Source organism: Flagellimonas sp., from assembly GCF_965233845.1.
In the GTDB taxonomy this organism is placed as follows: domain Bacteria; phylum Bacteroidota; class Bacteroidia; order Flavobacteriales; family Flavobacteriaceae; genus Flagellimonas.
On record NZ_OZ247584.1, the window covers coordinates 3,471,576 to 3,495,221 of the forward strand.

The following is a 23,646-nucleotide window of genomic DNA, read 5'->3' on the forward strand; positions in this document are numbered from 1 at the left end:
CCAATTAAGATTCTTATCAACCGCAAACGTTTTCGCCTTAATCCCACAAAATATTAACTATTGTTACTTCTTTAATTGTCATTGGATTAGTTATCTTACCTGACCTATTATAATTGATGGATGAAGGGGATTTACGGCCTTTTTGTTGGTTCTTTTTTATTGATTCTTAGTTGCGCGGAAAACAAGTCGGAAACCCTGTTTCTAAAAAGGGGTTCCGAACGTACGGGTGTTGCCTTTAAGAACAGCTTAAAGGAATCTCCCAACCTTAATATCCTAAATTATCTCTACTACTACAATGGCGCAGGAATAGCCGCAGCGGATTTTAATGGTGATGGGTTGGTTGACCTCTACTTTACCGCAAATCAATCCGAAGATCAACTATACCTCAACAAAGGAGGGCTGCACTTTGAAAAGACCAATCACATCTCAGGAATCGATAACGCCGCAGGTTGGACCACTGGCGTTACCAGTGTGGATATTAATGGTGACGGTCTTTTGGATATATATGTGTGCAAAGTGGGCAACTATCATATTTTGGAAGGGCACAATCTACTCTATGTCAACCAAGGAAATGATGCAAACGGAGTACCTCTTTTCAAGGAAGAGGCACAAAAATACAATCTAGATTTTTCAGGCTTTTCAACCCACTCCGCTTTTTTTGACTACGATTTGGATGGAGACCTGGATATGTACCTACTAAATCATTCAGTGTATCCCAACAGAGCCTATGGGCGTGGATCGCAACGCAAGCTTGTGGATTCCCTTTCCGGAGACAGGTTGTATGAAAATACAGGGGAGCGTTTTGTTGATGTCAGTGCCCAAGCGGGAATCTTTCAAGGTAAAAGCGGTTATGGATTGGGCCTGTCCATCAGCGATGTGAACAACGATGGTTATCCTGACATCTATGTTGGAAACGATTTTTTCGAGAACGACTACCTCTATATCAACCAGCAAAATGGCACCTTCAAAGAGTTAATTTCTTCCAATGATAAAAAATTGGGCCATACCACCCATTTTTCCATGGGGAATGACATAGCGGATATCAACAATGATGGGCTCGCCGATATTTTGTCATTGGACATGCTCCCGGAAAACTTGAAAACCTACAAGACTTCTGGATTGGAATACAGCTATCCTATTTACCAACAGTATCTTAAAAATGGTTACGCACCCCAATACATGCAGAACACCCTGCATCTTAATTTGGGAAACTCAAATTTTGCAGAGATTGGAAACTTAAGTGGCCTGTCGGCTACAGAATGGTCTTGGGGAGCTCTTTTGGCCGATTTTGACAATGACGGACTCAAAGATGTTTTTGTGTCCAATGGCATAAAAGGGGCAACCAATGATATGGACTTCATCAATTTCATGTCCAACGAAAGTATCCAAAGGCGCATTGAACAAGGAATGTTACAGTCCGACATGCCTTTGATTGAAGAAATCCCTGTGAAGAAAATCCCCAACTATATTTTTCAAAATCGTGGGGAAGCCCAGTTTGGGAACATGACCAAAAATTGGATTGGAGAAGAGCCCTCCTTCAGCAATGGAAGCATTTATGCGGATTTGGATAATGATGGGGATTTGGATTTAGTGGTGAATAATGTGGATGAGGAAGCGTTTATTCTTGAAAACACCAGTCCGCCAGGTAACCATTTGACGTTGGAATTGGATGCAGGACCAAAAAACAAGTTCGGTTTGGGAACCAAGATCATAGCATTTTCCAAATCCCAGATTGTTACCCAGGAAAATTTCATCTCCAAAGGATATTTGTCATCAGTCCCACCCCGTGTGCATCTAGGTTTGGGTAAAGATTCAGTGATAGACTCCCTTCATGTTGTTTGGCCAGGAGGAGCTTATAAAACCCTCTACAATCTGTCCGTTCCCAACCAGATCACAGTGACCAAAAACGATTCGGTTGCCAATTATTATGACACCATATCACAAGTTGGCCAATCTTTATTCCAACCCATGGATTCCCTGATTGATTTTGTCCATAGGGAAACCACTTCGTTGGATTTTGACAAGGAACCCCTTGTACCTTTCGCAAACTCTAATGAAGGTCCTGAAATAGCCGTTGCCGATGTTAACCTAGACGGACTGGAGGATTTTTTCATTAGCGGAGCCAAAAAACAGGCCTCTGCCCTATACATTCAAGATGAAAGTGGAAGTTTCAAGTCGCACCAACCAGAACTTTTTACAGCGCACGCCAATAACGAAGATACCTCCCACACCTTTCTAAATGCCAATGATGATGCCTATCCCGACCTTCTTGTGGTCAGTGGAGGCAACGAATACAAAAGCGGAGTGCCGCTTCAGCCTAGACTGTACCTTAACGCTGAGGGACGGTTTCATTTAGATCACGTGCTTTTACCTTTGATAGAGACCAATGCATCCAAAGTGCTCGCGGAAGATTTTGATGGGGACGGTCTGGAAGAAATTGTTATCGTTTCTGACCAAGTGCCGTCTGCATACGGAAAAACTCCCAAACAGTTTTTTCTAAAACGTGACAAAAAAGGAAATTTCAAGGAAGTTACTCCCGAAATCATTCCTGAACTGGAGCATTTAGGAAACATCAAGGATGTATTTGCAATTGATGTGGATGCCAATGGATATTTAGATCTTGTGACAGTGGGTCACTGGATGCCCGTTTCCATTTTCTTAAACAATGGAAGTACATTCACATTGCAAAAAAATAACGGCTTGGAAAATACCCACGGCTGGTGGAATGTGGTCAAGGCGGAGGATCTAGACAATGATGGGGATTTGGATTTGGTCTGCGGCAACTGGGGACTTAACAGCAAGCTTAAGGCCAGCAGGGACAAACCCATTACCTTGTACACCAATGATTTTGACAAGAATGGCAGCATCGAACCCATTGTGACCTATTATCACCAGGACACCGAAACCCCTTTTGCATCCAAAGATGAATTGGTAAAGCAAATGCCATTTTTGAACAAGGAATTTTTACTGTACGAATCCTTTGCCAATGCTTCCATCCAGGATTTGTTCGGGAAAGACAGGCTTGAAGAAGCTGGAAACAAACAAGTGTATGAATTGGCCAGCTGCTATTTTGTAAATGACGGTAATGGGCAATTTGTCAAAAAGGAATTTCCAAGTTTGGCACAATCCTCCGCCATTTACGATATTGGCCTGGAAGATGTGACCGGAAATGGACGTAAAGAGTTGATCATCTTGGGCAACAACTATGAAATAAGTACCCAATTGGGAAGATTGGATGCCTTTCATGGACTAATTTTGCAGCAAGGTCAAGATGGAAGTCTAGAATACGTAAAACAAAGTGGCTTTAATGTTTCAGGAGCTGCTAGAACGATGAAAAAAATCACCATGGGCAAGGACTCGATTTTTATCATTGGAAGAAATAATGACACACCCATATTTTTGGCTAAAAAATAATTATGATGAAGATGAAAGCGCATGTGTTTAAAGTGGCTTGTATAGCTATATTGACAATTTCATGTACCTCCAAGGAAGAAACAGCCTCTAAGGAAGCAGAACCTTTATTTACGTTACTTTCTTCGGCCGAGACAGGACTGAATTTTGTAAACAAGGTTGAGAACCAAAAGAACTTCAATATATTCAAATACCGGAATTTTTATAACGGTGGTGGTGTTGCCATAGGTGATATCAACAATGACGGATTACCGGATGTTTACCTAACGGGCAATATGGTTCCCAATCGCTTATACCTGAACAAGGGCAATCTAAAATTCGAGGATATTTCCGAGACTGCTGGTATTATGGGTAATAAACCGTGGTCAACGGGAGTGGTCATGGTGGATATCAATCAGGATGGTTTGTTGGATATCTATGTGAGCAATGCCGGAAATCTTGAGGGCAACAACCACGATAATGACCTGTATATCAATAATGGAGATTTGACCTTCACGGAAAAAGCGCATGAATACAATTTGGCCAAAACTGGGTTTACCACCCATGCTTCTTTCTTTGATTATGATAAGGACGGAGATCTTGATGCCTATATTCTCAATAACAGCAATATCCCCGTTAGTAGCCTTGGCTATGCGGAACAAAGAGAGACACGAGCACAAGATTGGGAAGGTGTACCTCATATTTTCAGAGGTGTAGGAGACATGCTCCTTCGGAACGACAATGGAAAATATGTGGATGTAAGCGAAGATGCGGGAATTTATGGTAGCCTGATAGGATTTGGTCTGGGTGTACTGGTCACAGATTTCAATAACGACCTCTATCCCGACATATACGTCTCCAACGATTTTTATGAGCGGGATTATCTCTATATCAACCAAAAAGATGGAACCTTTACTGAAGAAATAAAAGACTGGACTTCCCATTTGAGCTTATCTGCCATGGGGATTGACATTGCCGATATCAATAACGATGGGCACAATGACATCTTTATTACGGATATGCTCCCAGAGCCTGAAGAAAGGGTGAAATCTGTAATGGAATTTGAGGGCTACAACATTTTTGAGTTAAAACAGAGCAAGGACTTCTTTCAGCAGTACATCCAAAACACCCTACAACTTAACAACGGGGATGGCACCTTTTCTGAGGTAGCCTACTATAGTGGGGTTGATGCCACGGATTGGAGCTGGGCAGGGCTTATGTTTGACATGGACAATGACGGGCTCAAGGATATTTTTGTTACCAATGGGATAAACCATGACCTCACGGATTTGGATTTTGTGGACTTCTTTGCCAATGAGATTATCCAAAAAATGGCCTTGACCGGACGAAAGGAATCCATTGATTCCATCATCAACAAAATGCCGATCAAGCCCCAACCCAACTATGCCTATAAAAACAATGGGGATATCACCTTTAAAAATGCCAACAAGGAATGGGGTTTTGAATTGCCAACACGATCCAACGGGGCGGCTTACGGGGATTTGGACAATGACGGGGATTTGGATATGGTCATCAACAATGTGAACACAGAGGCATTTATCTATCGTAACAACGCAGGTTCACAACTGGACCACAACTATATTCAACTAAAGTTCAAGGGGCCTGCCAGCAATCCCTTTGGGGTTGGAACCTTGGCCAAATTCTATTTTGATGGAAACATCATCAACCAAGAACTGATTCCATCCAGAGGTTTTCAATCTTCCATGGATTATACCATGACCTTGGGCCTTGGGAAATCGGAGAAGCTGGATTCCATCAGAATTATATGGCCAGATGAGCAAACCCAACTCTTGGAAAACGTTGCACCCAATCAAGTGGTTTCCTTGGATCATGCCGAGGCAAATATGCGATATGTCATTCCAAAAATAGACGCCAAACCTACCTTTATCAGCGAATTGGAGACCAGCAACTTGATGGCCCACCAAGAAGATCATTACAATGATTTTGATTACGAGGGATTAATCTATAAGAAGCTGTCCCAAGAAGGCCCGTCCCTTGCTGTTGGCGATGTAAATGGTGATGGCAATGAGGATTTCTTTATTGGCGGTGCCCATAACCAAGCTGGGGTTGTCTACCTACACCAAGGTCTGGGCAAGGCGGTTCCAAAAAATTCCCCTGTCTTTGAAAAAGATAAAATATATGAAGATGTAGCCGCTGCTTTCTTTGATGCCGATGGTGATGGCGACTTGGATCTAATGGTAGGCTCAGGAGGTAACCGGGTAGGTGTTGAGAGAAACTACAAACCCAGGCTTTATATCAACGATGGTGCTGGGAATTTTTCAAAATCTGAACGCGAACTTCCCTCTACTTTTAAGAACATTGCCACCATTGCTCCTTATGACTTTGACGGAGACGGGGACAATGATGTATTTATTGGTTCCCGAAGTGTGGTTGGGGTCTACGGAATCTCTCCAGACCACCTATTCCTTGAAAATAAGGGCGATGGAGTATTTGAAGACAGCACGGAACGCTTTGCTTACGATTTGAACAACGCTGGCATGATCACCGATGCCAAATGGGTCGATATAAATGGAGACAATAAAAAGGACCTGGTGGTTACCACGGAATGGGATACACCTAAAGTCTATAAAAACACGGGTAGGAGGCTTACCCAGATGAGCTCTTCCTTGGATAGTCTTTATGGTTGGTGGAACACAGTAGAAGCCGCAGATTTGGACAAGGACGGGGATTTGGACCTCATTTTGGGCAATCAAGGTCTTAATGTTCATTACAAACCCCTATCCGAAGACCAACCGATGAAAATCTGGATCAACGATTTTGACAACAATGGAACTATAGAGCAAATCGTTACCCAAAATTACAATGGTGGAGATTACCCCATTCATCAAAAAAGGGAGTTGACCGAGCAATTGGTTTCCTTGAAAAAGGAAAACCTAAAGGCTTCGGACTATGCCTCCAGAACCATCTCTGAGTTGTTTCCGAAGGAAATTCTGGACAAATCCATTGTAAAACAGGTTACTACTTCAGCCTCAGTAATTGCCATTAATGACGGAGATGGCAAGTTCACCATCCAACAATTGCCGCCAAGGGCCCAACTATCGTGCATTTGCGACATTACCTGTACGGATGTAAACAACGATGGACATTTGGATTTGGTCATGGCAGGTAACAATTTTGAGTTTAAACCCCAATTTTCAAGGTTGGATGCCAGTTATGGAAACCTGTTACTTGGCGACGGAAAATTAGGGTATGAATGGCTTAACTACGACGAAAGTGGCTTTAAAATCAAAGAAGAGGTCAAATACCTCAAACAACTAAAAGATGCCCAAGGCAGAAGATACTTGGTGGCCGCGATCAATAACGAGAAACCCAAGATATTCGCTATAAATGAATAGATTTCTATTACCCTTTTTTGGGGCTTTGTTGTTGGCAGGCTGTGGAAATGAAGGAAGCCTTTTCAAAAATCCTGACCCCAAAGATTTGGGAATCACCTTTTCCAATACCATAAAGGAGTCGGAAAACCTGAGTATTCTGGATTACCTGTACTTCTATAACGGGGGCGGGGTTTCTATTGGGGATATCAACAACGATGACCTGCCTGACGTTTTCTTTTCTGGAAACCAAGTCAAGAATAAACTTTATTTGAACAAGGGAAACCTGGAGTTTGAGGATATCTCCGAAAGTGCGGGGATTGAAGGAAACAGCAGCTGGAACACGGGTACCGTAATGGGAGACGTGAATGGGGATGGCCTTTTGGATATCTACGTATGCGCGGTGGTGGGCATCAATGGTTTTGATGGATACAACGAGCTTTATATCAACAATGGGGACAATACCTTTACCGAAAGTGCCGAAAAATATGGGCTTGACTTTGATACCTATAGCTCCAATGCCGCTTTCTTGGATTACGACCTGGACGGGGACTTAGATCTATATCTACTCAATCATGCGGTGCATACCCAAAACTCGTATGGGAAACATGAGCTTAGATATGATCGCAATTATCAAACCGGGGACAAACTACTAAGAAATGACGACGGTCTATTTGTGGATGTGAGTGAGGAAGCGGGGATTTTTGGTGGCGTCAATGGATATGGTCTGGGTTTGGCCATTTCCGATTTTAATCTGGATGGCTACCCCGATATCTACGTGGGCAACGATTTTCATGAGGACGATTACTACTATTTAAACAATGGGGACGGCACCTTTACCGAAAGTCTAAAGCAATTTTTTGGCCATACAAGCCGATTTTCCATGGGTAATGATGTGGCCGATATAAACGGTGATGGACGACCAGACCTGATTTCTTTGGATATGCTGCCCGAAGATGAAGTGGCGCTTAAATCCTCTGAGGGTGATGACAACATCCAAACTCAGAAATTACGCATAGAACGGTATGGATACCATTATCAGTTTACACGAAACATGCTCTATGTGAACCAGCCCGATGGCAACTATGCCGAGACTGCCCTCCTTAGTGGAGTAGCGGCAACAGACTGGAGTTGGAGTGCACTCTTTGGAGATTACGATATGGACGGATTTCAAGATCTCTTTGTTTCCAATGGAATTCCAAAGAGGCCCAACGACCTGGATTTTATCAAGTTTGTTTCCAGTGAACAGATCCAACAAAAAATGGACAATACCAAGCTCGTGGATCAGGAAGCCCTGGAACTTATGCCTTCTGGAAACGTAAATAATTACATTTTTAAAGGTAGCCCAGACATTACTTTTGAGAATATGGCTGGGGATTGGATAACCAAAGATACCCTCATGTCCGGGGCTACCGCAATGGGAGACTTGGATGGAGACGGCGATTTAGATCTTATTTCCAACAACATCAATGGCCCGGTTTCCGTCTACATCAACAAACAGAATGGTGGCGCTAATTTTTTGAAGATAAAGCTGGACTACAAAGAAAAAAACACCAAGGGATTCGGAACCAAGGTGTACTCCTATCACAATGGAAAACTGCAGTACAAGGAACTGTTCCCTTCCCGAGGGTTTCAGGCTTCATCCGAGCCCATTATCCACTTCGGGTACGGCAAGGCGCAACAAGTGGATTCCTTAAAAATAATTTGGCCGGATAGGACATTCCAGATCATTGAGAAACCGAGCATCAACCAAACATTGACCATCAGCCAAAAAGATAATAGCCCTTTTGAATACGGTAAGATTAAGACCGAAACAAAACCACTTTTTACAAAAGTGCCGGGCAATTTGGGCTTGGATTTTACACACGTTGAAGATAACTACACCGATTTCAATCGTGAAAAATTGATTCCCTACCAAGTTTCTGATCGGGGGCCTGCGGTAGCCTTGGGTGATCTTGACAATGATGGCAATCAAGATATATTCTTTGGTGGTTCTAAATTTACCCCTGCCCAGATTTTTGTTCAAAAGGACACCGCTTTTAGCAAAAAAAGCTTCATAAACATAGAAGCAGATTCCTTGATTGAGAACATTTCTGCTCACATTGCCGATTTCAACAACGATCAAAAAAATGATTTGTTCTTGACTTCGGGAGGTGGAGACTTTTTTGGTAAATCAAACACCTTGTTGGATGCCTTCTATATCCAGACCGATACCGCTTTTGCCCGTCAACAACTTCCAGAGATTTTTCAGAATTCCTCTGTGGTGGCGTCCCATGACTTTGACCAAGATGGGGATTTGGATGTTTTTGTTGGGGGACACACCATTACCTCCAAATTTGGGACAGAGCCCCGCTCCTATATTTTGGAAAACAAGGACGGTGTCCTTGATTTTTATCCTGGTTTTGATGGAGAGGCTTACAAGGGAATGGTAACCGACGCTCTTTGGGACGATTTTGACAAAGATGGTGCCGTAGACCTTATCGTCATTGGGGAATGGATGTCTCCAAAATTCTTGAAGAACGAAAATGGCACGTTCAAGGAAGTTGCAAATCTTGACCTGAATGGACTTTGGCAAAGCATCGCCGCTTTTGATATTGATGCTGACGGCGATATGGACTATATGTTGGGCAATTGGGGTGCCAACACCAAATTTAAAGCGTCCAAAGAATATCCCATGAAGCTTTTTGTCCACGATTTTGATGCGAACGGACAAACCGAAACCGTCACGGCCTTGGAAAAAAATGGCATATATTACCCCTTAGAGACCTTGGACGGATTGGCTTCCCAAATAGTATCTCTGAAAAAACGATTTACCAGCTATAAATCCTTTGCGGGCACCACAATGGATGGGTTATTCCCCAAAGAGGTTTTGGATAAAGCCCAAGTCTTGGAAGTACATACTTTAACCTCTGGCTATCTTAAAAATGAAAACGGAACATTTATATTCGTTCCTTTTGATGTGGAGCTTCAGCTGGCCCCCATAATGGACTTTGCAGTGGATGATTTTGATAGCGATGGCACCAATGAAGTGTTGGCCGGTGGAAATTATTTTGGGGTAAAACCCTATCACGGCCGATTGGATTCATTTCCAGGGGCTTTGATAAGTAACGAGGAGGAAGTAATTTTGGGGAATGAACTGGGATTGGATTTTAGTAAAAAATCCATTCGACATCTAGAAACACTAAGCTTAAACAATACAAAATATCTGTTGGCGGTCTTCAATGATGATAGAGCGCAAGTATACAGACTTAATAATTAACTTTGATACCATGAAAGGAAGATTTGGAACACTACTATCCCTCACCTTGGTAATTTTCTCTTGTGACAAAAAGGAGGAGGCCATTACCATATCACCAGAGGACTATCACAATTCAGTGGATAAGGTAACCGAAGTCATGATCCATGATATTTTCTCCCCTCCGGTGGCCAGTAGAATTTTTGCCTATCCCAACGTTGCAGCCTATGAAATTTTGGCCCAAAAGTATGAGGACTACAAGTCTCTATCAGGTCAGGTCCGTGATTTTACAGACATCCCAAAACCGCAGGATGCCTCTAACATCAACTATGAACTTTCGGCATTGATAGCCCATATGGACATGAGCAAAAGGCTGATTTTCTCGGAGGAAAGAATAGAGACCTATCAAGACAGCTTGTATGCCCTTTGGACCGATAAAAATGAGCGCGTTTTCAACGCATCCAAAACCTACGGCTTACAGGTAGCCGATCACATTCACGCATGGATGGATAAAGACAACTATAAACAGACGAGGACCATGCCTAAGTTCACCGTTAATTCGGATGATCCTTCGCGTTGGCAACCTACCCCGCCTGCATACATGAGTGGTATTGAGCCCCATTGGAACAAAATCCGTCCGTTTGTAATTGATTCTGCAGGACAATTTAAGCCCACACCCCCTCCCCCTTTTTCCATGGAGGAAGGTTCCGATTTTTACAAGGAGGTAAAGGAGGTATATGACATCAGCCAGGAGATTACGGCCAAAGGTGATGATTCTGAGGAAGTGGCCATTGCCCAATTTTGGGATTGCAATCCATACGTGTCCGTAACACGAGGGCATTTAATGTTCGCCACAAAGAAAATTACCCCTGGTGCGCATTGGATCGGGATTACCAAAATAGCCGCCCGTAAGACTAATTCTGACTTTGCAAAAACCGTCCACGCCTACACGCAGACATCCATTGCCATTGCGGATGCGTTCATTAGCTGTTGGGACGAAAAATACCGAAGCAATCTCATCCGCCCCGAAACACTGATCAATGAACACATTGATGACAGTTGGGAACCCGTTCTGCAAACCCCACCGTTTCCGGAATATACCAGTGGGCATAGCGTGGTCTCAGGAGCCGCTTCAGTAGTCTTAACCGACATTTTTGGGGACAACTTTGCATTTGATGACGATACCGAAGTTCCTTATGGATTACCTGTTCGTTCGTTCAATTCGTTCCGTGAAGCAGCCAGTGAAGCCGCAATAAGTAGGATGTATGGAGGGATCCACTACCGTACTGCCGTGGATGTTGGTGTAAAACAAGGAAGGGACCTGGGCAAGTTTGTAGTTGACAATCTTAATATGAACTAACTCTTGTTCCCGTACAAGAGCATGTGGATATGAAGAAGTTTCTTTGGTTCTTTTTAGCTGTCATTGTAATGGCCTTGGTTTGGTATCTCTTTCTTAAACCTTCGGACTATACCATTCGCTTTGAAGTAAAAACTTTTCCTGGAGCTATTAACCAAACCATAAAATTTTGGGACAAAACCTTGGATGCCGTAACCCCTGCAACGCAGGACGGAAGTCTTTACGAGCTGCGTCAAAAATTGCGATTTAATGACTCCATTCATACCTATGCTTGGGAAATAGTTCCCATAAACGATTCGCTCTCCAAGGTTATTGTTAATGTCAGGGACGAGCAACATAGCTTGGCCAATAAATTGCAAGTCCCTTTTGCGGATACCGATTTTGAAAAACGGTCTAGAAAAACGGTTCTCGACCTTATGGAGAACATTGAGGACCATATCAATAAGTTTAAGGTCACTATTGTTGGGGAAGACGAGATTCCTGAAAAATATTTTGCCTATGTGCCGGTGGAGGGAACACAAATTCAAAAGGCACGTGGAATGATGCAAAATCTGTCATTTGTAAGTCAAGTTATCTTGGAAAACCAAGCACAGCTCAACGGCCCGCCCATGATTCAGGTAACCGACTGGGACATGGAAACGGATAGCCTTAAATACAATTTTGGACATCCAATCATTCGCTCTGAAAAACTTCCCATGGATACCGAAATACAGTACAAGCGTATTTTCAAAAAAAGAGCCCTAAAAGCCGTCTATAACGGAAATTATATTACCTCCGACAGAGCTTGGTATGCATTGCTGGACTATGCCAAGAAGAACAACATTGAGGTTGACCCCAATCCCGTGGAAGTATTCTTTAACAATCCCAATATGGGGGGTGACGAGCTGGAATGGAAAGCAGAGATCTACATGCCCATTAAAGAAAGTAATGAATAAGGTTCCGTTTATATTACTTCTTGCCTTCCTGCACTCCTGCGCACAAAAGCCTTGGTATGGCGATCTTACCTGTCTGGGGAAACTTCCATCAAAACTGAATGAAATCTCTGGTATAGCCACAAATGACGGGACTACAATTTGGGCCATTGAGGACAATGGTAACAAAAACCAGATATACGCGGTAAACTTGGAGGCCAATTTGATCAAACAGTTCAAAATTGATAATGCCAAAAACCATGATTGGGAAGATTTGGCCAGAGACCCTGAAGGGAACATCTATATCGGGGATTTTGGAAACAACAACAACGAGAGAGAAAATCTTCGGATTTTAAAAGTCCCCAATCCGGATGATGCCACAAAGGGGAAAATCAAAGTGGAAAAAATCAAATTCCATTATCCGGAACAAAAGAAATTTCCGCCCAAAAAATCCAAGTTGCATTTCGATTGTGAGGCCTTTTTTTACCATAACAACTTCCTGTATCTCATTACCAAAGATCGCTCAAGACCCTATTTGGGAAAGGCCTATATCTATAAAGTGCCAGCGAAAAAAGGCGAGCATGCAGCAGCATTGGTTGGAGAATTTATATCCTGTACAGACCCCCTATTCTGCTCTATTACGGGAGCGGACATATCACCTGATGGTAAAAAAGTGGCCCTATTGGGTTCCGGTTTTATCTGGCTGTTCACAGAATTTGATTCAGACGATTTTACCCAAGGAAAGTTGCAGACCATAGATGTATTGCATAGAACCCAACAAGAATCGATTTGCTTCAAGGACAACAACACCATCCTAATTGCGGATGAGCAGTCCAAGACCAAGGGAAGAAACCTATACTCCTATTCCCTGGACTAGAATCCGAATCCAAGCCCGAAGGCAAAGCGCATTCCATCCGAGCTTCCAAAAACACCCAAATTAGCTGACAATATCCCGGCACCATTCACAAAAAATCCACCTCCATAGGAATTGTGCCATTTATCTGAATCTTCACCAGGAAACCACACCCGACCGTAGTCAAAACCACCAAATATACCTGGGGTAACCGGAAGTACCCCAGCCTTTCGTTTTCTAAAGCTCAATCTTAAATCCGTATTCTGGTAAAAGGCAGATTTACCCGTAAATCGCTGGAACCTAAAACCGCGTAGACCATCATTGGCTCCAATGCTGGCTCCTTGATAAAACTCAAATTCCTCTCCAAAATTGATATGTCCCTTAACTTTTGTGGCCAAGACCAATCTACCGTTGGAACACAATTTATGATCCATGGACAAACTGGGAATCAAGTACGTAAACGACCTTCCAGATTCTGTAAGGTTGGTTCTGAATCCGCCTTGGAGCGAAATACTCATCCCCAGGGTTGGGAACGCTTCGTTATCCGTATTGGAGTAGCTATACCCAGCATCCACCCCAAAAAAGCTTTGCTCGTTTTCCTCTCCATTTGCCACATAAAAACTGTTGATGAACCTGTCTTCGGTCTCTTCCACCTCATAATCTTCATAAGAAACTCCCAAACTCACCTTTGACCCCAATCTACCACGCCACACCAAGGAGGGTGCCAGTTTGATGGTACTTAGCTTCACCCGATTAAAGTCCAGTCCCAATGGGTGGTCGTCATCCAGATTTTCCGTTTCGTTCCCAAAACCAAAAAAGTTAATGGAAAAATTAGGGCTGGTGAATCGGGCATCCAATTCTAAGTTTACCCCTTCCAGCACATTGGCAAACTCGCCTTTATAACCAAAATCAAAGCCATTGGTAGCAAAATAAAAAGCTCCATTTAAAACGTGTTGCTTAGTAAATGGGTTTTGCCTAAAACCATTGTGGGTGTAGGTATTCGTGAATCCGATTCTAAAACCATCATCGGGGTTAAACCCAATGGTGGGCAAAAACTGATTGTTGCTGGCCTTAATCTTTAAGAAATCATAAGTATTTGTATCATAATCATTGATCCTATGAATATTGCCCCCAAAAGTTTCGTCGTAGGTGTTCTTTTTGGTCTTGAAGTCGTAGGTGTGAACCTTTTTGGAACCTTCGGCTACTTTGTAGACATCGTTGTTTTGTCCCCCTACAAGTCTAAGTTTAATCTCCGAAGTGGCCGTATTGACATCAAAAACATCGTCATCATCCAACGCGTATATCCAAACTTCTTTGGTATACTTTGGGCTATATGTTTTTTGAAAAAACAAATCCTTTCGCTCCCCATTCTTTATGCGATAGGCCCTTACCTCCAAGTTCCCATCATTATCCGACGTAATTTGGAAATAATCATCCTTGTCCGTTCCCGTAACCACACTGTACTTATTGATCACTCCAAAGTACTCTCGCGCCGTATCTTCCAAACTGGCCTTTCTGGATAGCAGTTTTTTCTTGATTAAGTTCACCGTTTCATCCTGTACTTCCTGTGGAAAATGGGACAAAGATTCATCGATTACGGCTTCTGTCACACGCTGTTGGATGTATTTGGCCTGTTCTACCCATTGTTCCATGGTGGTTTCGGAAAGAAGGGCCATATCCAGTGCAAATGTCCTTGGAGAGGAAGTGAACCCTTTTACACTACGGATTTCTTCCCCAAAACCTTCAAAAATACGTAAGCCAGGAACCGTTTTGGAACCAAATCCCATTACAAATCCATCCCCCCAAATGGAATAGGCCTGATCTCTATCCCTAGGTATGGGTCTATATATTTTTTTGCCATCTTCCCCATCAAACTCGGCCCAGCGCCATTGATCCACATGTCTGTCCCAATCCCCAATAAGCATATCAAACAACCTGGCCCTAACATAGGTTTCTGCGTCCAAGCTATATTTTTCATCCTTTCGTAGTTTCTGGATAAAATCATAGGTGCTTTCTATACTCTCCGTTTTGCCAAAACTTTCTATATCATGCCCTTCGGAAACGTGTTCCTCGATCATGACCAACTCGTTGCCAAACTCTCTATTGAAGTCACCCAAAGCATTCTGTTTGGGCACATAAAACAATTTGGGATTGGTATGGTATAATCCCACCGCATCGGAAAGAGGGCCCAATGTAAAGGGCGCATAGGGATGCGCTCCAGTATATAGATCCAGCAACAATCTTTCGGGATAGGAATCCTCGAACTTGCCAATGATATAGGTCTCCTGGAAGGCAATGGCCTGTAAATACCGTTCAGCGCTTTTTCTAAGGTCTCGCATCACAAACTGCCTGCCGTCCTTATGTTTGAGTCGTAGGGAATTGGATTGGTTCCCGCCGCCTTTTCGCACTACCGTCAATCCACCATAGAGGGTATCCAGCAAAACGGTTGGTGCCTCAACCGGGGTTGCGTAGTGCTTCCGGTAACGCTCTCCCCATAGCCATTTATGAAATCCGCTTTTGTCCACCTCCTCATCGGTGTACACGGTGGCTTTTTTAGCTGCTGGAAAATTATTAGAATAATTGGGTTTATCCCCTGTGCGGTTGGGGGGAAGCACCTCAGTTTGATACAGCACTCCTTCCGTTGGTTCGGCACTATGAAAATCCACATGGGAAGATCCATCTGTAAACACTTTTAAGACGGCATATCCCATTTTACCCGTTGAAAACTTGCTTCCGTTAGCCAATTTGGTTGCCCCTGTTTTTGCTCCGGAACCACTTACAATCTGAGGGATTCCTTCTTCCACAATATATTGGAGCGTATGTTCATGTCCAGATACAAAAATGACCTTATCGGAGAACTGCGAGAGCGTAACTATTCTATTTTTTAGCCGATTGTATAATTTATTGGACTGATCTTCAACAGTTGCTCCAGAAGTTTTTCGAAGCAAATTGATTGCGGTTCCCAAAATGGGAAGAGGGATGTCCCCACTCGGGGATATATGCTGCTTGAAGGAAAAATGCCCGCCATGCGATCCATAAGTGAACATGGGATGGTGCAGGGCGATTATGGTGGTTTTATCCACATTTTTTTTGATCAGACTTTCCAGTTCTTCAAAAAAACGGGTGCGACTCTTGATTTCACAATCATCATTTATCGTTGGGTGTTTGTCCCAGTCCACAAGAAACCACTCTGAATCAATGGCAATTACCAGGATATCATCGCTTATCTCAATTTTTTCTATAGGACAGCCATTGTCAGGGAGAAAAACCTTCTTGCTGTCCAGTGCTTTCTGAATGTACTTTTCCTCGCGTTCCAAACCTTTTAAGCCCTTACTGTACCAGTCATGATTCCCTGGAATAAAGACTGTTCTGCCTTTGAACCCCTCAACCGCCTTTATTTGTGCATCCAAATGGTTTTTGGCCATATCATGGCCTTTGGGGTCATCATCCTTGTCCGGAAATCCCGCAGGATAAATATTGTCTCCCAGAAAAAGGACGGTACTGTTTTTATCCGCTTGCTCCAACTGTTTTTTTATAGATTTTAAGGCAGGGTTAAGGTCACCACGTGGCGATTTTCCAGCATCACCAATCAAATAAAAGCTATGTTCAACTTCCTTGGTTGCACCTTTCTTATCTTGAACAAATGGAGAAGCATATTTTGCTTCGTAGGTAGCACAACTCGATGCCAAAATCAGCAAGAGGACAAAAAAGTATTGTTGTTTCATATCACTGAGGTTGATGCCAAAATTTTGTATTTTGGGTTGTTCAAATAATTGTTATGTCGGAAATAGTAGAAAAAGCTGAATCCTTTGTCACCGAAATTCTGGAGAATCAACTGGACCCAAAATTTCTGTACCACAACTTGCGACATACGCAGCGTGTAGTTAAAAGTACTAAAGAATTACTCAATTTCTACAATCTTGGTACGGCAGAAGAGGAAAAGCTATTATTGACTGCTTGGTTTCACGATACAGGCTATACACGCGGTTCCAAAGACCATGAGGAGGCCAGTTGTACCATCGCCTCGGAATTCTTAAAAAAGGAAAATTACAAGCCTGAAGATATAGAACAAGTATGTGCCGCTATTTTGGCCACAAAAAGGTTCCATGAACCTTCAAATCTCTCTGAAGAAATCATCCGGGATGCAGATGCCTCCCATTTTGCCAAGAAGAGTTATTGGGAAACAACAGATTTTTTAAAAGAGGAACTCAAGGAGCTTGGTATTGCCAATTATTCAGGCAAGGAATGGCGGGATATCAACATCAAAATGTTCCGCAATGAACATCAGTTTTACACGGATTATGCCAAGGAAAATTGGGAAGAGGGGAAGGAAAAAAACCTAAAACAACTGGTTAAGGAGAAAAAAACAGAGAAAGAAATCGCAAAAAAGGAGGCTCTTAAAGCCAAATACAAAAGTGAAAGCCCCGATCGTGGCATCCAGACGTTGTTCCGTGTTACCCTTAAAAATCACCTTACTTTAAGTGATATTGCAGATACCAAGGCCAATATCCTGCTATCAGTCAATGCGATTATCATCTCGGTAGCGTTATCCAACCTTATTCCAAAATTGGACAATCCTTCCAATGCGTATCTCATATTCCCAACAGCCATATTTATTACCTTCAGTGTGGTCTCCATGATATTGGCTGTTTTGGCCACACGCCCCAACGTGACCAGTGGACAGTTCACCAAAAAGGATGTTGAGGACAAAAAAGTGAACCTCTTGTTTTTTGGCAATTTTCATAAAATGAGCCTTGGGGATTACGAATGGGCCATTCAAGAACTGGTCAAAGACAAGGATTATATTTATTCTTCATTGACCAAGGACCTCTATTTCCTTGGATTGGTCTTAAATAGAAAGTACAAGATATTAAGACTGACCTATACCATCTTTATAGTGGGTATTGTTGTCTCTGTTATTGCATTTGCCCTGTCCTTTAATTTCTTGGGCGGAACAGAAAGGTTGTAATCCCCTAAAGTCTAGGATTTCAATTCTTCCATAAGATCCTCATAAGTGTAGGTCCTTTCAGATTTCTTATCCTTATCCCCAGAGTATAGAATTTCTGCCCGAATAGCTTTTAGCCCAGTAACTCCTTGTAAGCCCTCCAACTCCACAATTTCAATGTTGTTGGTAAAATAGCCTTTGGCCTTAAGGAACTTAATGTACCGCATATATTCCTTTTCGTCCTTGCGCTGACTGTAAACAATGGCCAATTTGCCCTTCTGGGTCAATCGTTCATTGGTTCCCTTGATATAGGATTTATCAATGCGTTTTTTGATTATTTCATAGCGGGCATTGTACGTCCCGTCCACATCAAAGCGTTTTTCGTCCATTCTAAAGCGAATGGCCAATGAGGTACTGTACACCAAGATCAGTGATGCCACGTCCAGTTTCACTGGCAAAGTGGGTTTTAAGGCGTAGTACTTGTCCTCCATATCGCACATTACCTGTAGTTGCCATAAACGAAGGTTACTCAGATAGAGTTCATTAAATTTTCTATCATTGGCGATGGAGCTTCCTATGTACATATTATGTTCTACCCCATCCGTTTTGTAGCGTTCAAAATAGTGAGGGAACATTTCTTGGGCCTCTACCTGCTTTTTATCCAGTAAAGCAGCCAATTGCATATTGGCCTCCATCACGCTTTGATCGTAATTACGGCGGTGATCGTAGTAGGATTCCGTTTCTTCGTCAATACTGTCCTCATACTTTTGAATGTAGGGTGCCACATCCGTATCCGTATCCTTCAAATGCTTGAAAACCGGATTGACCTCCTCCTTGACAAAGTCAAAAATGGCCTGTTCCGTATGGGTATACAGTGCTTCTTTCACTTCTTCCAAATAGGTATTTACCCGGAACATCAACTCCTCATAAATAGGAAGTTTGTGAATCTTAAAGGCCACTTCCAATACTTCATTGATCTCCGACAACTGAATCATCAAGTCTTTTTGGATGGAGAAGTTTCGTTCTTTGGACGACTCTTTAATATCTACCTGACCATATAGGGGGTATACATCCTTAAAGACGATTTCTTTAAACACCGCTTGATTACCAACCAATTCATCCGCCATAAAACGTTTGGCCTCCTCTTGGAATTTCCAATACACAGATGAATGAACTGTGGTACACTCGTGCTGGATAATGGCATCCACAAGATTTTCCTCCTCTTCTATGGAGCGAACTACTGCAGAAACGATAAAGGGCATTACATCTTCCAACTTGTTGGCATTGACACTGTTTAACTCGTTGACCGTACCGGATACCAATTCCAGCACCCCCAGGAGAACACCATCGTCAATGATAGGTGCCAAGATGGCACTTTTAATGCCTTGTGCGTGCAGGTTTTTATAGGGTTGTCCTCCCTCGGACAAGTTAAAGTACTTCTCTACGTTGGATATGGCGTAATATCCTGTTTCCTTACCTATTAGCGTATTCTTGGAGTGATCACAAAGCAAATTGTCACAAAACTCCATGTCCTTGCCCTTAAGGATATAGCTTTCTATTCCCTTCCCATAAATTTTGAGGAATCGGTTGGCCTTTGAATCATATCCCGTAAAGCCAACATTGATGTGCTTCAGGTTGAACAATGACCTAAAAGTGTCCTGAAAACTTTCCATAAAGTCCTCATTCCCCCTCTTGTTATTTCCGATCAATGTGGATTTAATTCCAGAGATGGAATGTTCCGCGGTAACGTCGAACATATTGGAAATCACAAAGCCTTTGGAAATGAAACTCCCTGGTGGAATTTTATCCTTCCAAAGCTCCAGATTGTCAAAATTGGCCAATAGTTCATCCACATCTTCCTGCGTCAAATCCTTGGCCTTTTCCGTGGGAATGATTTCCATAAAATCTGCATTGTACAGGATTCTATAGTGTCGCATTACGCCGTTGGCATCTGGGATATCATAGAAAAGTGGACGTCTAAAGTCCATTTTATATCCATAATGAAAGCTCAGTACCACCGTACATTTCATGATGTAGCTTACATCCATGGGCAGATTTCGGATTTCAAGTTCAAATCCCTTACCTGCCTCCTTCAATATCTTTTTGAATCTTTCGGACGAATTAAAAATATTATTTTCAAAAGGAGTGGAAGCCGTTTTTATCTCATTTTGGGTGAGTACCGATGAAAATGTATCTTGAAGTATGATGCCAATAATATCCTTGTGCTTATCCAACAAGGAGAGGTCGGTGAATCCATCACGAAGTTCAGGAAAAGGAGCCTGTGCATCAAGGATATATTTAGCCCTTTCCACCAAGTGCTTATCCTTGCTTTTTAGCTGCTCGTCATAATGCCCCAAAAGCTTGTTAAAGCTTACCAGATGGTGCATTGGGCTTTCTTCATTGTATTTCTGCTTCATACGCCTAGTTAGTCGAGTTTTGGAAGGTAAAGTTACAAAAAGTAAAAATGCCCCTCTGTTAAGGGATTCTTTATGTTATTGTTCCCTTTTTTTGGATATTTAGGGAAATTTGACCCATGTCCTCAAGAACTAGGCTAAACAGGGCGTACAAAAATGCCAAAACCATCCCCTTTGATGATACTTCCAAGTTCATCTTTTTTAGTGATTGCCATAGGGGGGACAACAGTTTTGCCGACGATTTTGCCAACAACAGGAACATCTACTTCCATGCGCTGAACCACTATTATCTGCAGGGATTTCAGTATTGCGAATTGGGGGATGGTGACGAACTCTGGGAAAACTTGCATTTTGAAGCCATTTTTGAGGCACATAAAAACGTGTACCAGCTCCTGCGCCAGTTTCACATGGAAAACCGACTGCATATGGTTTGGGGCAACCACGATATGGTCTACCGCCAAAAAGGCTATGTGGACAAGCACCTTTCCAGTTATTTTGAGCCTATCGAGAACAAGGACAAGGAGCTCTTTGAAGGAATCACCTATCATGAAGCTCTGGTGCTAAAACACCGGCAGACCCAGCAAGAGCTCTTTTGCACCCATGGTCATCAAGCGGATTGGTGGAACTATGTTTGCTGGCGGTTTGGACGTTTTTTGGTTCGAATCTTATGGAAACCGCTACAAGTAGTGGGCATTCATGACCCTACCAGTCCGGCCAAAAACTACAAAGAGCTGATTCGTATCGAAAAAAGAATCAAACGCTGGATTTTGGAAAACAATCTCAGGATTACCATAGCAGGCCACACCCATAGACCCCGTTTTCCAGAACCTGGCCAAATTCCATTTTTCAATGACGGGAGCTGCGTGCATCCTCGGAGTATCACTGGGATTGAAATTGAGGAAGGGAAAATTTCCCTAATCAAATGGCAGATTGCCACCAAACCTGATGGCACACTGCAAATTGTTCGTGTTTTATTGGAAGGGCCTGAGAAATTGGTGGACTACATAGACCAATAGTCAAAGTGTTAGGTTCGTCTGGCCAAGGTTTTCATCGCATTTACAAAAGTGTCCAATTCCCTTGTTGTGGTATAAATATTTGGAGTTATTCGGCAACCATGCACACTGGATTCATCAATGGCCACAGTCCAAACCCCAAACTCTTCCAGCAAGATGGTTGCCAATTCCTTTGGAGAGATGTGGGCAATTCCAACATTGCCAATGCCACAACACCTTTTGTTCTCCGCAGGGGTGTTGACAATAACATTGGGAACGTCCCTTAATGCATCGCTCCAATACTTTTGCAGGAAGCGAAGTCGGTTTTCTTTCCGTTCAATCCCTATCACATTCATATAATCCAAAGCCGCGTTGATCGCTAGATAAATATGTACAGGGTTGGTTCCTGTGTGATTTAGTCGAAGGATATCCTGGGGTTCTGTATTATGTTCAGCCAAAAGCGGCCATATTTTGGAGATTTGTTTTGGTGCTACGTGCAATAATCCGACCCCCAAGGGCGCGTTCAACCACTTATGCAGGCTGGAGCCATAATAATCGCAGCCCAATTCCGAAATGTTGACCTCAATATGTCCCACTGCATGGGCCCCATCCACCATCACCTCCACCCCATGATGATGTGCCATTTCGCAAATCTTTTTTATGGGCAGGACATGCCCAGTAATATTGATCATATGACAAACCATGAGCAGTTTGGTTCTTGGTGTGATCTGCGATTCATACAAGGCTACAAGCTCCTCATCCGATTTGGGATGGTTGGGTACGGAAACCTCTTTGCATACCACTCCGTATCGGTCTCGGATCATATAAAAATGATCGCGCATAGATCCATAATCTTGAACGGCAAAAATGGCCTCGTCCCCTTCTTTCCAAGGAAATCCCCCAATGATCAAATCCAAGGATTCTGTCGCATTTCTGGTAATGACCAAAGTTTCTGGGTCACAGCCCACAAAGTTTGCCAATCTTGCCGTAACCTTTTCCTTATTTTCCCATTGCACGGTGCGCATATAGTACGAACCCTCATAGTTTACCATTTGGGTGTACTGGTGCAGCTGTTCCATGATGGGTTTTGGGGTGATGCAGTAATACCCATTTTCCAAATTGATATAGTCCGGTTTTAGGTCAAAATCGTGCCGAATGCGTTTCCAAAAGTCTTCACTATTACTACTGGGATATGGTGGTAATTCAGAGGTTATTTCTTGGCCATTGGCAGTCATAGGCACTAAAGGAACTGCCATGGCCGCTTGACCCAAACGCTTTAAAAATTGTCTTTTTTTCATCACTTAAGGATTGAAAGAATGCATAACACCCTGCTAATGAATCAATTTACGATTTTTAACCTTTAAAATAAACCCAAGGGCTCAACCACATTTCAGAATTTTAGGTTGAAGTTGACATACATCGAAATATCCCCACATTTAACAGCGATTTACCAACTATTTGGCAGGGTATTTGTTAACTTTAAGAAAAGTTATCGACCAAGTTGCTATGAAAAAATTGGTTTTTTTCTGTTCTTTTTTTGTCTTTGGGTTCCTCATGGTCAGTGCCCAAGGGGATATTCCTACGACCAAACCACTCAAAATTGGTGAACGAAACAACTTGGATATTTTACCTAGTAATCAAGGTACTTCTCTCAGGATTCCTTCTGTTTTAGATGAGAGTTTAACATCCAAAAACGATAAGCCCGGAGTTAAAATGCTACCAGATCGCGAACTGGTGCAGGCCGGTCATGACCTTAAACTTAGCCCCAACATTGGAGAAAAGGAGAAAAAGGGTTCCAAGGAACATTTTGGCGACCAGTACTTAGGTGATATAAAAACCAAGGCCAAATTCGTGGGCATTGTATGCCGCGATCATGAATATGTGGATGGCGATCGCATCAAAATTCTATTGAACGGTGAAATCGTGGAATACAATATGCTACTTTCCGGTTCCTTCAAGGGGGTCAATATTGATTTAATTGAAGGCTTTAATAGGTTGGATTTTGTGGCCCTCAATCAGGGGTCTTCCGGGCCCAACACTGCCCAAGTGGTCGTTGCCGACGAAAAAGGGGAGGTCATTCACAACAATCGCTGGAACTTATCTACAGGATCTACGGCCAGTCTTATTGTGATCAAAGAGGAGGAATAACCTCAAGTTCAAAATTCAAGTTCAAGCTCAAAAATTCAAGTTCAAGTT

Annotated in this window: 12 protein-coding genes; 9 read left to right on the forward strand and 3 right to left on the reverse strand. The window is 42.8% G+C overall.

From position 1 onward, the window contains the following. The first annotated feature begins 120 nt into the window (after nucleotides 1-120). Genes ACO6S0_RS15440 through ACO6S0_RS15465 form a run of 6 tightly spaced genes read left to right on the forward strand, consistent with a single transcriptional unit; the run spans nucleotide 121 to nucleotide 13,123 of the window. Nucleotides 121-3,414 carry a VCBS repeat-containing protein gene (locus tag ACO6S0_RS15440; RefSeq protein WP_422349216.1) on the forward strand — a complete coding sequence of 1,098 codons (3,294 nt, stop codon included), beginning with the start codon at nucleotides 121-123 and terminating at the stop codon, nucleotides 3,412-3,414. Between the two features lie 11 nt (nucleotides 3,415-3,425). After that, nucleotides 3,426-6,767 carry an FG-GAP-like repeat-containing protein gene (locus ACO6S0_RS15445; protein WP_422351836.1) on the forward strand — a complete coding sequence of 1,114 codons (3,342 nt, stop codon included), beginning with the start codon at nucleotides 3,426-3,428 and terminating at the stop codon, nucleotides 6,765-6,767. After that, nucleotides 6,760-10,002 (forward strand): VCBS repeat-containing protein, encoded by a 3,243-nt coding sequence (locus ACO6S0_RS15450; protein WP_422349217.1) that lies wholly within the window; start codon nucleotides 6,760-6,762, stop codon nucleotides 10,000-10,002. The genes ACO6S0_RS15445 and ACO6S0_RS15450 overlap by 8 nt, the downstream gene beginning before the upstream one ends. Before the next feature lie 10 nt (nucleotides 10,003-10,012). Further along, nucleotides 10,013-11,338: a vanadium-dependent haloperoxidase gene (locus tag ACO6S0_RS15455; RefSeq protein WP_422349218.1), complete on the forward strand. Its 1,326-nt coding sequence runs from the start codon at nucleotides 10,013-10,015 to the stop codon at nucleotides 11,336-11,338. 29 nt (nucleotides 11,339-11,367) lie between these two features. Then, entirely contained in the window at nucleotides 11,368-12,270 is a 903-nt protein-coding gene (locus ACO6S0_RS15460; RefSeq protein ID WP_422349219.1) for a GyrI-like domain-containing protein, read from the forward strand. Then, nucleotides 12,263-13,123 (forward strand): hypothetical protein, encoded by an 861-nt coding sequence (locus ACO6S0_RS15465; protein ID WP_422349220.1) that lies wholly within the window; start codon nucleotides 12,263-12,265, stop codon nucleotides 13,121-13,123. Before ACO6S0_RS15460 ends, ACO6S0_RS15465 begins: the two co-directional genes overlap by 8 nt. Here ACO6S0_RS15465 and ACO6S0_RS15470 read toward each other — a convergent pair. After that, complete coding sequence (locus ACO6S0_RS15470) at nucleotides 13,120-16,824, reverse strand: metallophosphoesterase (protein WP_422349221.1); 3,705 nt, start codon at nucleotides 16,822-16,824, stop codon at nucleotides 13,120-13,122. The genes ACO6S0_RS15465 and ACO6S0_RS15470 overlap by 4 nt on opposite strands. Nucleotides 16,825-16,877: 53 nt before the next feature. Between ACO6S0_RS15470 and ACO6S0_RS15475 the strand changes: the two genes are divergently transcribed. Beyond that, on the forward strand, nucleotides 16,878-18,068 hold the full coding sequence (locus ACO6S0_RS15475; protein ID WP_422349222.1) for a Pycsar system effector family protein: 1,191 nt from the start codon (nucleotides 16,878-16,880) through the stop codon (nucleotides 18,066-18,068). An 11-nt stretch (nucleotides 18,069-18,079) separates the two neighbouring features. On the opposite strand, the gene ACO6S0_RS15480 is transcribed toward ACO6S0_RS15475, so the two are convergent. Then, on the reverse strand, nucleotides 18,080-20,461 hold the full coding sequence (locus ACO6S0_RS15480; protein ID WP_422349223.1) for a GAF domain-containing protein: 2,382 nt from the start codon (nucleotides 20,459-20,461) through the stop codon (nucleotides 18,080-18,082). Between the two features lie 116 nt (nucleotides 20,462-20,577). Here ACO6S0_RS15480 and ACO6S0_RS15485 point away from each other — a divergent pair, with 116 nt between their 5' ends. Beyond that, nucleotides 20,578-21,474: a metallophosphoesterase gene (locus ACO6S0_RS15485; RefSeq protein ID WP_422349224.1), complete on the forward strand. Its 897-nt coding sequence runs from the start codon at nucleotides 20,578-20,580 to the stop codon at nucleotides 21,472-21,474. Nucleotides 21,475-21,482: 8 nt separating this feature from the next. Here the strand turns inward: ACO6S0_RS15485 and ACO6S0_RS15490 are convergent, their stop codons facing one another. Next, nucleotides 21,483-22,748, reverse strand: a complete 1,266-nt coding sequence (locus ACO6S0_RS15490) for an aminotransferase class V-fold PLP-dependent enzyme (protein WP_422349225.1) — start codon at nucleotides 22,746-22,748, stop codon at nucleotides 21,483-21,485. Nucleotides 22,749-22,956: 208 nt separating this feature from the next. On the opposite strand from ACO6S0_RS15490, the gene ACO6S0_RS15495 reads away from it, so the two are divergent. After that, nucleotides 22,957-23,598 carry a hypothetical protein gene (locus ACO6S0_RS15495; protein ID WP_422349226.1) on the forward strand — a complete coding sequence of 214 codons (642 nt, stop codon included), beginning with the start codon at nucleotides 22,957-22,959 and terminating at the stop codon, nucleotides 23,596-23,598. Nucleotides 23,599-23,646 lie beyond the last annotated feature (48 nt).